Origin of the sequence: Mycobacterium yunnanensis, assembly GCF_025823185.1 — a bacterium.
Taxonomy (GTDB): Bacteria; Actinomycetota; Actinomycetes; order Mycobacteriales; family Mycobacteriaceae; genus Mycobacterium; species Mycobacterium yunnanensis.
Window position 1 is genome coordinate 355,492 of the sequence record NZ_JACKVK010000009.1, and the last position, 13,600, is coordinate 369,091.

Consider the following 13,600-nt stretch of genomic DNA (forward strand, 5'->3'; position numbering starts at 1 on the left):
GAGCGATGACCGACCGCATCCCGATGGGCAAGGCGACGATCACGCGCGTGGTGGAGTGGGAGTTCGACGTCGGCACAGGGCTGTTCGGTGAGACTCCGGAGCAGGCGTGGGCCGACGAGGCCGACCTGCTGGTGCCGACGTTCTACGATCCAGCGAGTCGGCGGTGGCGCGTGGCCCTGCAGAGCTGGGTGGTCGAGGTCGACGGGTTGACCGTGGTGGTCGACACGGGCGGCGGGAACGGCCGTGAGCGGCCGCACCTTCCGGCGTTGGCGGGGCTGCAGACGGACTTCCTCGGCGCCTTGGAGCGGGCCGGGGTGGCCGCCGACGAGGTCGACGTGGTGGTCAACACGCATCTGCACACCGACCACGTCGGGTGGAACACGCGGCTGGTAGATGGCCAGTGGGTGCCGACGTTCCCCAATGCCCGCTACCTGATGCCCGAGGCGGACTACCGCTTCTTCGCCCCGGACGGGCCCGGCGCCACGACGGGGTCCCGAATCGTGTTCGAAGACAGCGTCTTTCCGGTGGCCGATCAGATGCAGACGTGGTCGGACGACCTTCAGATCAGCGAGTCGCTGCGGCTGCGCCCCGCCGCCGGCCACACCCCGGGGTCGTCGGTGCTGTGGCTCGACGCGGGCCGGCCCGCGGTGTTCGTCGGCGACATGACGCACTGCCCGATCCAGATTCCCCGGCCTGACGATCCCTGCGGATTCGACGTCGACGCCGCCGCGGCCGCAGTCTCCCGCAAGCGTGTCTTCACCGAGGCCTCGCGCTCGCGCGCTTCCGTGATCCCCGCGCACTACCCCGGCCACGGCGGGGCAACGCTGGTGGCTCGGGGCGACCGCTTCGAGGTCGTCGAGTGGCTGGCGCTGCCAAGTATCTAGGGGTCGTCCAGACCGTTTGGTAAGTGACCGAGTGGCGTTTCTGGCAAACTATGTTCGTCCAGATCTGGGGAGGATCTACCGCATGATGTCGTATCGCAAGCTGGTCTCGTGCGCCGCCCTTGCGGGTGGTCGTATCCGTAATCGAGGCAACCGCCGCCCACGCCTATGACACCATCGACTACGGGACGAACAAGACGGCTTGCCAGGCCGCGGAGAAACAGGCGAGGGCAGCCGGCATCAGCTATGCAGATTGCTTCCAAACCGGGCCTGGGCATTACTCCCTTACCCTGGACGACTAAGTGATCCCTAGTTGACCTATTGAACCTTCAAGAGGATCGTCCGATTGGTTGAGCTCGCGCTCACGTTGGATGCGTTGGGCATGGTCTTGCGCGCGGGTGCTGCTGCGTCGCGGCATGGTGAGCCCCGCGGTGTGCGGTGTAGGTCTTCCCGTCGCTGTGACCGCGGCAGTAGGTCTGCATAGTTCGGGGAACAACAGCCTGCTACCCGGCGTGGTGACGAACTCTCGTCCGTCGGGCGCGGTCCAGATGACGGTGCCGTCCTCGAGTTGCCTGTCCCGCCAACCATTCTCACCACCCCAGAAGGTCTTGAGCAGGTGGTGTCGACGGCAGACGCATTTCAGGTTGGATGCCGCGGTCGGTCCGTGCGGCCACGGGATCGTATGGTCGATGTCCGTCTGGCTGGCGGGCACGCGGCAGCCCGGGAAGCGGCACGTCATGTCGCGGCAGCGCACGAAGTCGGCCAGCCGCTTGGATGGTCGGTACCGGTTCTCCGGTGGCGCTTGCCCGGGGTGCACGATCGGGGTGATCGTGGCCCCGATAGTGGCGCGGCAGGCGATCGCGCCCGGGAGGAACTGGCCTCCCATCATCGCCCCGGGACGCAGCTTCGCGAAGTATCCGGGTGCCGGGGTGAGGGCCTCGGTGAGGGTGAGGTCGCGTAGCGGCTTGTCGAAGAGCGGCGGCTCGTCCCCGTCAATGGCGGCACGCTCGGCCGCCGCTGAGGAGGGAGTGGGCCTGGTCGGCGGCGACTCGCCCTGAGGCGCAGAGTCCTCGCATTTCGGCGAGGCATCTGCTTTGTCGAGGGCTGGCGCGGTGGACTCCTCGGCGTCGGCCTCTTCGGGGGCTTCCGGTCGCGGCGCGGGGCTCTCGGGCCTCGGCGCAGGCGGCTCGGATTCGGGTGTCGCGGTCGGATCAGCGAGCGTGTCCTCACTGGCGATGACGTAGACGACCACCCCCGTGGCGGGCGGGTTCTGCGCGGCCGGGCAGTCGTCGTTGCCGCACAGGCACGCCATGCGGTCGGTCCCGAGGGCACCGATGGCGTCGGCGCGGAGTTGGTCGGCGGTCCGCGGGTCACCCGAGCACACCGTGGCGGCCAGGTTCTTCAATCGGCCCTCGAATGCCTTCGCGTCGTGGGCGAACAGGGTGGCCAACACCGTGGCCAGGCCGCTGCCGTCCTCCTCGATGTGCACCTCAACCGACCGGCCCCGCGCCTTGGCCTCGCTACGACGCACCGCGTGCGGGTCGACCTGGGCCACGAACGAGTCAACGGCCTTCTCGGTCTTGTCCACCGACCTCGGCTCCCAGTCCCCGAACGCCTCGGCCAGCAGGGCGTCCAACGCCCGCAGGGCGTCGGGGTCGATCACCAAGGCGCCGCGCTGCACGACGGTCTTCACCAACGCATACGTGATCAGGCCTTCCGCGAACACCGCGGCGACCTTGGGGAACCGTTCGTGTAGTGCGACCGCGATCAACAGTTGGTGGGAGGCGGTGCCGGGGGTGATGTTCTGGGCGGCACCGATGTGGGCGGCGACGGCGTCGAGGTTGTCCAGGCACCACTGGTCGCGATCCGCCGACCCCGACACGGCATGTGCCTCGTCGAGCATGGCGGCCATCGTCGCCACCCGTTGAGCGCAGGCCGCGTTCTCCACCCGCGCCCATGATGACAGCGCCCCGGCACCGCGGGTGCCGGTCGTCGCGTCAACCAGATCGTCGAACATGAACCCAGCCTAGGCCGGGTGTCTGACGAAAACCGTTCTGCGACAGGCGTTCTGTGGATGAACGCCGGACTGTGGACAACCCCGCCGAAGCTGCCGAGATCGTCGGAGGTGTGTGCTAGTGAGCGGAACTACAGCGGCGTCAGGCCGTGCTTGCGCAGCGTCTTGTTGCGGTTCTGCTTGTCCCGCAACAACTTCATCGACTTGCGCAGCAGCAGGCGCGTCTCGTGCGGCTCGATGACACCGTCGATGTAACCGCGCTCCGCGGCGATCCACGGCGTCGCCAAGTTGAGGTTGTAACCCTCGATGAAGTCCGCCCGGATCTTCTGCACCTCGGGCGCGGTCGGATCGGGAAACCGCTTCACGAGAAGCTGGGCAGCACCCTCGGCACCGATCACCGCGATGCGGGCTGTCGGCCACGCGAAGTTCAGATCCGCCGACAGCTGCTTGGAGCCCATCACCGCATAGCCGCCGCCGTAGGCCTTGCGAATCACGAACGTCACCTTCGGCACGTCGGCCTCGACGATGGCGTTGAAGAACCGCCCACCGCGCTTGATGATGCCGCCCTTCTCCTCCTCGAGACCCGGCATGGCGCCGGGGGTGTCGACGACGAAGACCAGCGGCAGGTTGAACGAGTCGCAGAACCGGATGAACCCGGCCGCCTTGTCGGACGCCTCGTTGCCCACGGCGCCTGCGTTGTTCAGCGGCTGGTTGGCGATGACGCCGACCGGGTGACCGTCTACCCGCGCGAACGCGGTGATCATCGACGGGCTACGCAGCTCGGAGAGCTCGAAGACGTCGCCGTCGTCGAACATGCGGAGCAGGATCTCGTGCATGTCGTAGGCCTGGTTGTCCGAGTCCGGCACGATCGTGTCGAGCTCGAGATCCGTCGGCGTGAGTTCCGGTTCCAGCCCGGGGTTGACGATCGGCGGGTTGTCGAAGTGGTTGGGCGGCAGGAAGCTCAGGTAGTCCCGCACGTACTGGTAGGCCGCGCTCTCGGACTCCACCACCTTGTGGATGTTGCCGCGCTGCGCCTGAACGTCGGCACCGCCGAGTTCGTCGAACGAGACGTCCTCACCGGTGACGTCCTTGATCACGTCGGGCCCGGTGATGAACATGTAGCCCTGGTCGCGCACCGCCACGATGAGGTCGGTCTGAATCGGCGAATAGACCGCTCCGCCAGCGCATTTGCCGAAGATCAACGAGATCTCTGGCACCAGGCCGCGCAGCATCTCGTGGCGCCGGCCGAGCTCGGCGTACCAGGCCAGTGACGTCGCGGCGTCCTGGATGCGGGCGCCACCGGAGTCGTTGATGCCGATGATCGGGCAGCCCACCATGGCGACCCACTCCATCAACCTGGCCACCTTGCGGCCGAACATCTCCCCGACCGACCCCTGGAACACCGTCTGGTCGTGGCTGAAGACGCCGACCGGACGTCCGTTGATCGTGCCGTGCCCGGTGACGACGCCGTCGCCGTAGAACGCGTTGGGATCACCGGGAGTGCGGGCCAGCGCACCGATCTCGAGGAAACTGCCCGGGTCGAGCAGATCGTGGATGCGCGAGCGGGCGCTCGGGATGCCCTTCCTGTCGCGCCGGGCCTTCGCCTTCTCGTCGCCAGGATCCTTGGCGAGCTCCAACCGTTCACGGAGCTCGGCCAACTTCTCGGCCGTGGTGTGGGCTCTGCTGGCGACGGGGGCCGCTTCCTGGGTCACTTGTGCTCACTCTCGATGCGGTTGATCGCCTCACTCATGTGCGCGCCGACCTTCGCAATGTACGGCTCGTCGATGGCCTGAATGTGCTCGCCCCCGATGTTGACGACCTCCAAATCGGAGACGAACTCACCCCAACCGCCGTCGGGCTGACGGATGGCGTAACGCGGCTCGAACTTGATCGCGTCGTCGTGGTAGCGGTCCGCCATGTAGAGCGTGACGTGGCCGTCGTACGGCTCGATCACGACCGTCTCCAGTGCCCGGTTGTCCAGGTAGGACGTCCGCTGGTGCTCGATGATGCCGCCCGGGATCTGTACGCCGGCGTTTTGCACGGCGTCCAGGACGTACTGCACCTGGCCCGCATCGTCGAGTTCCTCGAGCTCCTCGTACGGAATCGGCGGGATCTCCACGTTGAAGTTCTTGGCGGCGAACTCCGCGTACCTGTCCCAGCGCTTGCGGGTCTCCTCCTTGGTCTGCGGCACCTCCTCACCGGCACGCACGGTGTCGATGAGGCCGACGAACTGCACGTTGGCGCCGTGCTGCTTGAGCCCGATCGCGCAGGCGTAGGCCAGCGCGCCACCCAGCGACCAGCCGGTCAGGATGAAGGGCTTGTCGCCGTTGAGCTCCAGCAGCTTCGGCACGTACTGCGCGGCCCGCTCCTGGATGGTGCCTTCGACGCGTTCGAGCCCGTACATCGGCGTGCCCGCGGGCAACCGCTTGAGCAGCGGCTCGTAGACCACCGTCGACCCGCCCGCGGCGTGGAACACGAAGACCGGAACGTCGCTCTCGTGCTCGGCCTTGCGGATGGTCCGCACGAACCCGTCGAGCTCGCCGGCCTCCAGGAATTCGCGGACCGTCGTGGACAACTCCTCGATGGTCTGCGCCTTCTTGACGTCGTCGACGGTGATCGTGCCCTCGGCACGCTCGGACAGACGCTGCGCCATCTTCTGCGCTTCGGAGTCGGTCAGCTCGCGCAGCGAGTTGAAGATGCCGCCCGGCGACTTGCCGGTCACGATCGCCCACGTCGCGAACGTCACGCGTTCGGCGGCGTCACGCGGTGGCACGTCGGAGTTCAGCGCCTCCGCGATGGCCTGCTGGTTGAGCACCTGAGCCGCACCGGCCAGGTTCGGCGTCTTGGCCTCGGCCGCCGGGCCGGCCGGATTGGTCGGCGGGGGTGGCGGAGGCGGGACGATGCCCGCCGTCTCGACAGGTGCGGGCGGCGGAGCGGGGGCGTCCCCGTCGACGGGGATGCCCGCTTCGGCGGCCTTCTTGGAGAGCACGTCCTCGAGCTCGGCCACCGTGGTGGCTCCGCCCATCAGCTCGGCCTGAGCGGCCGCGATCTCCTCGTCGGTCTGCGTCTTCTGCACCTCGGCGAGCTGGTCGACCTCGTCGCGGTGCTCGATGGCGTACTGGATCAGCTTCTCGACGGCGTAGAGGTTGGCGTCGCGCACCGCGGTCAGCTGAATCGGCGGCAGGTCGAAGTCGTACTCCACGCGGTTCTTGATGCGCACCGCCATCAGCGAGTCCAGGCCCAGCTCGATGAGCGGCACCTCCCACGGCAGGTCCTCGGGTTCGTACCCCATGGCGCTGCCGACGATGGTGCCCAGCCGCTGCGCGATCGTCTCACCCGACTCGGGCGACCACTTGGCGAAGCCGGCCGCCAAACCCGCTCCGGCAGTGAGGTTGTCCTGCAGGATGGCCGCGTCATCCTCGGGCTCGGGATCAGGCTCGACGACCGCCACCGGCTGCGCGACGGCCACCTCGGAGATCGCCGCGCCCGCGCCGACCGCGGTCGGCAACGACGTCGCCTGACCCGCGCGCGTCACGATGGCGTCGTAGACCAGGGTGAACGACTCGTCGATCCGGGCGTGCACCTGCACCGTCGCGCCGCCGGGGTGACGGGTCAGCGTCGTCACCAGACGAGCCTCGTCGGCCGGGACCGCCCGCTGCTCGTACGCGGTCAGTTTGGCGTCCGGAAGTACTTGCACCGCAGCGGCCTTCACCAACGCGGCGAGGTCGGTGGTCGCGCGCGGGGAGTACTCCCACACGTGCCGGCCGTCGGGCATCGCGACGTGCGTGCCAGGCACCACGGTGGCGCCGTCACCGGAGAAGCGGACGTCGAGCCAATGCGGCTTGCGCTTGAACCGCGTGGGCGGAATGTCGGCGTACTCGCCGGGCGCGAAGAGGGTGCGGAAGTCGAGATCGTGGCCATGGGTGAACAACTGCGCCATGGCGGTGGTCATCGAGTCGACCTCGTCCTGCTTGCGCGCCAAGGTCGCGATGAGCTGCGCGTCGTGCAGACCCGCCGACGCGGTGGTCAAGCCAACCTGCATGAGCGCCACGGGGTTTGGTGCCAATTCGAGGAACGTGGTGTGACCGTCGTCGACGGCGTTGCGGATGCCGTGGGTGAAGTAGACGCTGTGCCGCAGCCCCTTCTTCCAGTAGTCCACGTCGTGGATGGCGTCGGAGCCAGCCCGAATCAGGCTGCCTTCGTGGACGGTCGAGTAGTACGCCGTCTGCAGCGGGTGCGCCTCGATGCCCTGGATCTCGGCCGAGAGCTCGCCGAGCAACGGATCCATCTGCTGGGTGTGACTGGCGCCCTTGGTCTGGAACTTGCGGGCGAACTTGCCCTCGGATTCGGCCCTGGCGATGATCGCGTCGATCTGCTCGGGCGGGCCGCCGATGACGGTCTGCGTGGGTGCGGCATATACACACACCTCAAGGCCGGGGTAGTCGGAGAAGACCGTCTTGATCTCGTCGGCGGAGTATTCGACGAGCGCCATCAGGCGGATGTACTCGCCGAACAGCATCGCCTCGCCCTCACCCATCAGGTGGGCGCGCGAGCAGATGGTGCGGGTGGCGTCCTCCAGCGACAGACCACCGGAGAAGTAGGCCGCGGCCGCCTCGCCGAGCGATTGCCCAATGACCGCACCGGGTTTCGCGCCGTGCGCGCGGAGCAGCTCACCGAGTGCGATCTGGATGGCGAAGATCACCGTCTGAACGAGTTCGATCGGGTAGTCGCAGGTCTCGTCGGTGTAGTCGATCGCGTCGTCGAGGATCAACTCGACGACGGAGTAGCCGCGCTCGTCCTGGATCAGGGCGTCGACCTTGTTGATCCACTCGGCGAAGATCGCGTCGCGGAGGTAGAGGCTCTTGCCCATCTTGCGGTGCTGAGCACCGAACCCGGCGAACACCCAGACCGGTCCGCTGGTGACGGGCCCGTCGGCGGCGATCACCAACGGTGACTGCTTGCCCTCGGCCAGCACGCGCAGCCCCTTGACCGCCTCGTCGTGGTCGTGAGCCAGAATCACTGCGCGCGAACGTCCGTGGTTGCGTCGCGACAGGGAGCGACCGATCGACTCCAGAGACGCGGCTCGGCCTTCCTCGCTGTCGATCCAGTCCGCCAACTCGGCGGCAGTCGACCGCTTGCGTGAGGTCAAGAATCCCGAGACGGCAAGGGGGACCAGCGGTTTCGCCGGCTCGGCGGCCTCGAGTCGTTCGCGGGCGGTTTCGATCAGGCGCAGCGCCTCGTCGGTGAGTCCCGGCAATTCGGGCTCGGCGTCGACTGCAGCGGCGGGCACGTCGAGATCGTCGTCATCCTCATCGAGGATGTCGCCGTACTCGTCCACCCGCACCCCGCCGACGTACACGGCGTTGGCATCGGACTTCTCCTGCGGCGCAGGAGCTTCCACGACCGGCTCCGGTTCGACCAGATCGGACGGCAGCACCTCGCGCACCACCAGGTGGGCGTTGGCGCCACCGAAGCCGAAGCCCGACACACCGGCAATCGCGTGACCGCTGTAGCGCGGCCAGTCGGCGACGACGTCGTTGACCTTGATGTGGATCTTGTCGAAGTCGATGTAGGGGTTGGGACCCGCGTAGTTGATCGACGGCGGCAGCTTGTCGTGCTTCAGCGACAGCGCGACCTTCGCCAGGCTGGCCGCACCCGCGGCCGACTCCAGGTGTCCCACATTGGACTTCACCGCACCCAGCAGTGCGGGCTTGTCGGCGGCGCGGCCCTTGCCGATGACCCGGCCCAGCGCGTCGGCCTCGATCGGGTCGCCGAGGATGGTGCCGGTGCCGTGCGCCTCGACGTAGTCGACGGAGCGCGGGTCGATGCCCGCGTCCTTGTATGCCTTGCGCAGCACGTCGGCCTGCGCGTCCGGGTTGGGCGCCAGCAAGCCGTTGGAGCGGCCGTCGTGGTTGACCGCACTGCCTGCGATGACGGCCAGGATCTCGTCACCGTCGCGGCGGGCGTCGGCCACGCGCTTGAGCACCAACATGCCGCCGCCCTCGGAGCGGGCGTAGCCGTTGGCATCCGAGGAGAAGGACTTGATGCGCCCGTCGGGGGCCAACACACCGCCGACCTCGTCGAAGCCAATGGTGACCAGCGGGGTGATCAACGCGTTGACGCCGCCGGCGAGCACCACGTCCGCATCGCCGGCCCGCAGCGCCTTGACGCCCTCGTGCACGGCGACCAGGGAGGACGAGCAGGCCGTGTCGATGGCCATCGACGGCCCGCGGAAGTCGAAGAAGTACGACACCCGGTTGGCGATGATCGAGCTCGTCGTTCCCGTGATGGCGTAGGGGTGTGCGACCGACGCGTCCGAGACCGACAGGAAGCTGTAGTCGTTGTTCGAGGCGCCGACGAACACGCCGACAGTCTCACCGCGCAGGCTCGACGCCGGAATCCTGGCGTGCTCCAACGCTTCCCACGTCAATTCGAGGGCCATCCGCTGCTGCGGATCGATGTTGTCGGCCTCCATCTTCGACAGCGCGAAGAACTCGGAGTCGAAACCCTTGATGTCGGACAGGTAGCCGCCGCGGGTGTGCGCCCGGGCGACGCGCTCGGCGATCCGGGGATCGCCAAGGAACTCCTCCCACCGACCCTCGGGCAAGTCGGTGATGGCGTCGACGCCGTCGAGCAGGCCGCGCCACATCTCCTCCGGCGTGTTCAGGTCACCGGGGAAGCGGGTGCCGATGCCCACGATGGCGATATCGTCGACGTCCTTGTCGCGCGACCAGTCGTAGCCCTCGTCGACGAGGGATTCGTCTTCGGGGTCGCCCTCCACGATGACCGTCGCCAGGGACTCGATGGTCGGATTGCGAAACAGCACGGTCGCCGTCAACGTGACGCCGGTCAGATCCTCGATGTCACTGGCCAGCGAGACTGCGTCTCGCGATGACAGGCCCAGCTCGACCATCGGCGCGGACTCGTCGATCGCGCCGGCGGACTGCCCGGTGGCGTCGGCGATCCAGGTGCGGAGGAACTCGCGCAGCTCGGGGACCGTCTTGTCCGTACGAGCCGGTTGCGACGACGTGTCGGCCCCGGCGAGCACTGGCGAATTGTCGAGCGATTCAGTCATGTTCACAGTCACTTTCGCCGGGTGCGGCCTGGGTGGACCGACGGTGCGCGTTAGTCCGTCTGGTCGGGGAAGTCGTTGGCGATCTTTCCGCTGCGCAGGCTGCCGTCGAGGTAGCCCGCCCGGCAGGCGCGTCGCCCGATCTTGCCACTCGAGGTGCGGGGGATGGCGCCGGCCGGGGTCAGCAGCACGTCGCGCACCGTGACGCCGTGCCGGACGGCGATGGCGGCGCGGATCTCGTCGGCCACCGGCTCGAGGTCCATCTTGTGGGCACCCGGAGCGCGCTCGGCGACGATCACGAGCTGCTCGGAGGTGTCGGCGGGATCGCGCTTGAGTCCGGCGTGCGCGTTCTCGAACACGACGTCGGGAAGCTGGTTGGCCGGCACCGAGAACGCCGCGACGAACCCGGTGCGCAGGGCCTTGCTGGCTTCCTGCGCCGAGTACTCGAGGTCCTGCGGGTAGTGGTTGCGGCCGTCGACGATCACCAGGTCCTTGACGCGGCCGGTGATGTAGAGGTCGCCCTCGTGGAACGCCCCGAAGTCACCGGTGCGTACCCAGGTCGCGTCGTCGGCGGCGCCGTCGGCGTGCGACGGGTTGGTCCGGGACTTGAGGAGGTTGTGGAACGTCGCGATGGTCTCTTCTGGCTTGTTCCAGTACCCCGTGCCCATGTTCTGGCCGCTGATCCACACCTCGCCGATCTGACCGTCGGGCAGTTCGGTGGCGGTCTCGGCGTCGACGATGGTGGCCCACTCGGCCACACCGACCTTGCCGGCAGACGCCTGGGCCACCGCGGACGGCGCGTCCTCGGGGACCTCGACGAAGCGGTAGGCGTTGAGTTCCTCGCGGTCGACGTAGACGACCTTCGGCGGTTCGTCGGTCGGGGTGGTGGAGACGAATAGCGTGGCCTCGGCAAGACCGTAGGACGGCTTGATGGCCTTGGGGTTGAATCCGAAGGGGTTGAACGCGGCGTTGAACCGGGCGACGGTGGCGGCCGAGATCGGCTCGCTGCCGTTGAGGACCGCCTTGACGTTGGACAGGTCCATCGGCGGCTCGCCCTCCTTCGGCACGCCACGCGCGGCGGCGTGGTCGAAGGCGAAGTTCGGCGCAACGGAGATGACGCCGCCGGTGTCGTCGTCCTTGCGGGCCATCTCGCGGATCCAGCGGCCGGGCCTGCGAACGAAGGCGGCGGGGGTCATGAAGGTGATGTAGTGGCCGACGACGGGCGGGATCATCGCGGTGACCAGACCCATGTCGTGGAAGAACGGCAACCAGGTCACACCGCGGTCGCCCTCGTCGCCGCCGATGCCCTCGATGACCTGGACGATGTTGGTGGCCAGGTTCAGGTGGGTGATCTGCACGCCGGTCGGGATGCGGGTCGAACCGGAGGTGTACTGCAGGTAGGCGATCGTGTCGTGGGTGATGTCCTCGGCCACCCAGGTGGCGCCGACCTCGTCGGGCACGGCGTCGACCGCGATGACGCGGGGCCGTTCCTTGGCGGGCCGGGTGCGGAAGAACTTGCGGACGCCCTCGGCCGATTCGGTGGTGGTCAAAATGGCGGTGGGCTGGCAGTCGTCGAGGACGGCGTGCAGGCGGCCGACGTGGCCGGGCTCCGACGGGTCGAACAGCGGCACGGCGATGCGGCCGGCGTAGAGCACGCCGAAGAACCCGATGAGGTACTCGAGGTTCTGTGGGCACAGGATGGCGACGCGGTCACCGGGTTGGGTGACCTGCTGCAGCCGGGCACCCACCGCCTTGTTGCGTGCACTGAAGTCGCGCCAGCCCAGGTTGCGGTACACGCCGTCGCGTTCGGTGGAGAAGTCCACGAACTGGTAGGCGAGGTTGTCGCCGCGAACCTTGGCCCACTTCTCGACGTGCCGCACCAGGTTGCCGTTGTCGGGAAACCTGATGAGGCCGTCCTTCAAGAACGGGTTGTGGAATCCCATGTCACTCCTCCGTCGACGCTTGCCTCTACCGTGCCGAACCGGCCGAGGCCAAACCCCAAGATCATATCCGTGGGTAGGCCTGAGCCTTGGGACCCACTCTGTAGACGGCCCGCCGGATTTCACTGGCGACCGCTCTTACTTTTCTCTTAATGTTAGGTGAGCTTTTGGCCGTAGCCAAATCACCGGCCCCGAATCAGCCGTGCTTCGGGTGCGGTGCGTTGTCGATCACGCCGCGCGCCCATGACTGCGTCCACTGGGTCGCGGTTTGCCCGTCGAGCACCCAGAAGTCCGGGGTGTTGTACATGGCGTGCACCGGTTGCCCGGCTCCCCCGCTGAGCACCTCCAACGTCTTGGGCAGGTTGACGATCGAGAACGCTCCCTCGGGCGCCGAGCAGATCAGGTCGCCGGTGGCGCAGATCTGATTGGTCCGGTCGTTCAGCGAGCCGAACCCACCTGGCCGAGGACCCGTCATCGTCAGGCCGAGCGCGGACAACGCAGGGACCTCCTGCAAGGTGATCTCGGCACCCTGCCCGGGCGGGTTCGGACCGATGTCCTGCCCGACGCCTGGCTGGCGACGTCCGTCGGCGATCAACGTGACGCCCTGCACCAGGTCCGCGTCGACGGGGCCGCGACCGTTGCCGATGTCGCTGGCGATGTCGCCGGCAATGACGGCGCCCTGGGAGAACCCGACGATGACGTAGCTCGTCAGGGGACAGCGGTTGTTCATGTCGGTGAGCGCCTTGATCGCGGCCTTGGTGCCCTCGGCGCGGCTGTCGTTGTAGGACATCTGCTTGTCGGCGGCGAACGGATTGTGGAACTGCGCGGTGTACGGAACGGTGTACTCGGCCACCCGGTCCTCGCCGTACGCTTGCCGCAGCGGGTTGGTGACGTTGAGCAGCAGCGCGATCGGGAATTGCGTCGGGTTGACGGGATCCAGTTGCGGTGAGGACTCCCAGGTGCCCGGAATGGACAGCACCATCACGTCGGCGCAACTGGCGTCCTGAAACTCCGGGCGCGGCTTGGAACCCGGCGTCGTCGGAATGCCGCTGGTGGACGGCTGCGCCGTCGGCGGAGTCGCGCTGGGCGGCGACTCGGGTGCCCGCATGAGGATCCACAATCCGACGACGAGGAGGCCGACCAGCACCGCCACCGACCCGGCTGCCACCAGGGCGAGGAGGCGATGACGCTTTCGTTGGCGATTGGTAGCCATGACGTGGGGAGGTCTCCTACTTAGCAGAGTGTTTCGGTGGCGATGCGAATGTAGTCCGACGTCTCGGCGTTGACCTGGCCGGCCGGTGGCGTCACCGGTTCGGCGAACGAATCACGGGCGTCGCCGCGCACCATCGGCAGGATGAAGTCCCAGACTTCCTGGTCGTTCTGTTTGGCGGCCTTCGCCTGGCACACGCACGACCCGATGTTCAGCGCCGAGAGGTCACTCGACGGGGTCAGCCCCGCGTCGTCCACCGCGTCGAGGAATGCGCGCTGGGCCGGCGTGACGACGAGCTCGGGGCTCTCCCCCGGTGCGACGACGGGGGCCTGGGCGAACGGTTGCGCGCCGCTGCCGTCGGTGGTCGTCTCCGACGGCATCCCGATGGTTGCCATGACGTCCTCACCCATGCCGCACCCGCTGACCACGAGGGCGGCGCACGCTACGGCCGCGCTTGCCGTTAGAGGTCCGACCAGATACACG

At 67.8% G+C, this 13,600-nt stretch carries 7 protein-coding genes; 1 reads left to right on the forward strand and 6 read right to left on the reverse strand.

Annotated features, from left to right (window positions below; translation table 11 throughout):
* Positions 1-5: 5 nt before the first annotated feature.
* A complete protein-coding gene (locus tag H7K45_RS18700) occupies positions 6-884 on the forward strand; it encodes an MBL fold metallo-hydrolase (protein ID WP_263997383.1) in 879 nt (292 codons plus the stop codon).
* Between the two features lie 295 nt (positions 885-1,179).
* Here the strand turns inward: H7K45_RS18700 and H7K45_RS18705 are convergent, their stop codons facing one another.
* The 6 genes from H7K45_RS18705 to H7K45_RS18730 form a co-directional block, all read right to left on the reverse strand.
* The gene (locus H7K45_RS18705) at positions 1,180-2,898 is read right to left on the reverse strand and encodes an HNH endonuclease signature motif containing protein (protein ID WP_263997384.1); all 1,719 of its coding nucleotides are present in this window, start codon (positions 2,896-2,898) and stop codon (positions 1,180-1,182) included.
* Between the two features lie 128 nt (positions 2,899-3,026).
* Positions 3,027-4,607, reverse strand: coding sequence for an acyl-CoA carboxylase subunit beta (locus tag H7K45_RS18710; protein WP_263997385.1), 1,581 nt, complete (start codon positions 4,605-4,607; stop codon positions 3,027-3,029).
* On the reverse strand, positions 4,604-9,970 hold the full coding sequence (gene pks13 / locus H7K45_RS18715) for a polyketide synthase Pks13 (RefSeq protein ID WP_263997386.1): 5,367 nt from the start codon (positions 9,968-9,970) through the stop codon (positions 4,604-4,606). Before pks13 ends, H7K45_RS18710 begins: the two co-directional genes overlap by 4 nt.
* Positions 9,971-10,020: 50 nt before the next feature.
* Positions 10,021-11,910: a long-chain-fatty-acid--AMP ligase FadD32 gene (gene fadD32 / locus H7K45_RS18720; RefSeq protein ID WP_263997387.1), complete on the reverse strand. Its 1,890-nt coding sequence runs from the start codon at positions 11,908-11,910 to the stop codon at positions 10,021-10,023.
* A gap of 193 nt (positions 11,911-12,103) precedes the next feature.
* Entirely contained in the window at positions 12,104-13,120 is a 1,017-nt protein-coding gene (gene culp6, locus H7K45_RS18725) for a carboxylesterase Culp6 (RefSeq protein WP_263997388.1), read from the reverse strand.
* A 20-nt stretch (positions 13,121-13,140) separates the two neighbouring features.
* The gene (locus tag H7K45_RS18730; protein WP_263997389.1) at positions 13,141-13,527 is read right to left on the reverse strand and encodes a DUF732 domain-containing protein; all 387 of its coding nucleotides are present in this window, start codon (positions 13,525-13,527) and stop codon (positions 13,141-13,143) included.
* Positions 13,528-13,600: the final 73 nt, after the last annotated feature.